The sequence below is a fragment of the Alcanivorax sp. HI0044 genome, from assembly GCF_001634945.1.
In genome coordinates, this window is record NZ_LWEZ01000583.1 from 1 (window position 1) to 941 (window position 941).

The window sequence follows — 941 nt, forward strand, 5'->3', positions numbered from 1 at the left end:
TGCAAACCCTGGATGCCGAAATCGGTCCGGGTTATCGCGTAAAGTGCCTGGAGCCCCAGGACACCTATATGAGTTGCCATAACTCGGAAGAAGATGCGATTGCCCGCATTGGTATCAAGTACGAGTTGCGCGTCAGTGACAACACCACCTTCAAGGAAGATTTCTCTACCGAGGTAGGTGAAGAGGGCGCGGATACACGGGCTGAAACGTCTTTGACCACGGCGATTAATTCCAGCTTTGCCTTGCGCCTGCGCCACTTGCTGGAACATAACTCCTCGGTACCGCCTGGCACCAAGGAAACGGATCATACGTTCTCTGTCGGTGTGGTTTACACCCTGCAGTAGAGCGGTTTTTCTGCGTCACAAAAAAGCCCCGGCCGGTAACGGTCGGGGCTTTTTTTGTGTTCATCGCGGAATTGAGCAATCAGCCAGCTTCAGAGCTTGTCGCATTGTCCCGCCCTGACAGATGCTGGACGACCGGAACCTCCTGCCCATCCCTCAAAAGAGATGCCGCAATAGCGACAGCCTCTCAGGCTATGGGGTTTGACGTCAGGCATCCGGCATCAGGCGTTAGGCTCTGGGCAAAACTCCGTGGGAAGGGCTCGCCATCATGGCTTTCTCTCTAAGCCGCGATGAGCCAAAAAAAAGGAGCCCGAAGGCTCCTTTCTTTGCGAAGGCGGTGGATCAGCCTTCCTTCAGGGCGGTGGTGATATCCAGCACCGCGCCTTTGCCGTCGCCGAACAACATCAGGGTGTTGTCCTTGGCGAACAGCGGGTTGGGCAGGCCGGCAAAGCCGGCGCTCAGAGAGCGTTTGACCACAACTACGGTCTTGGCCTTGTCCACGTTGAGGATGGGCATGCCGTAAATCGGGCTGCCTTTGTCTTCGCGGGCCATGGGGTTGGTTACGTCGTTGGCGCCCAGCACGATGGCTACGTCGGTCTG

Annotated in this window: 2 protein-coding genes; one reads left to right on the top strand and one right to left on the bottom strand. The window is 56.9% G+C overall.

Translation table 11 applies throughout. The features are described 5' to 3' along the window. Window positions 1–344 (top strand): DUF481 domain-containing protein (locus tag A3730_RS07030; protein ID WP_156501020.1); only part of this gene is annotated, 344 nt, incomplete at its 5' end. A gap of 339 nt (window positions 345–683) precedes the next feature. On the opposite strand, the gene A3730_RS07035 is transcribed toward A3730_RS07030, so the two are convergent. Further along, window positions 684–941, bottom strand: a 258-nt coding sequence (locus A3730_RS07035) for an NAD(P)(+) transhydrogenase (Re/Si-specific) subunit beta (RefSeq protein ID WP_197477341.1), incomplete at its 5' end; no start/stop codon positions are given.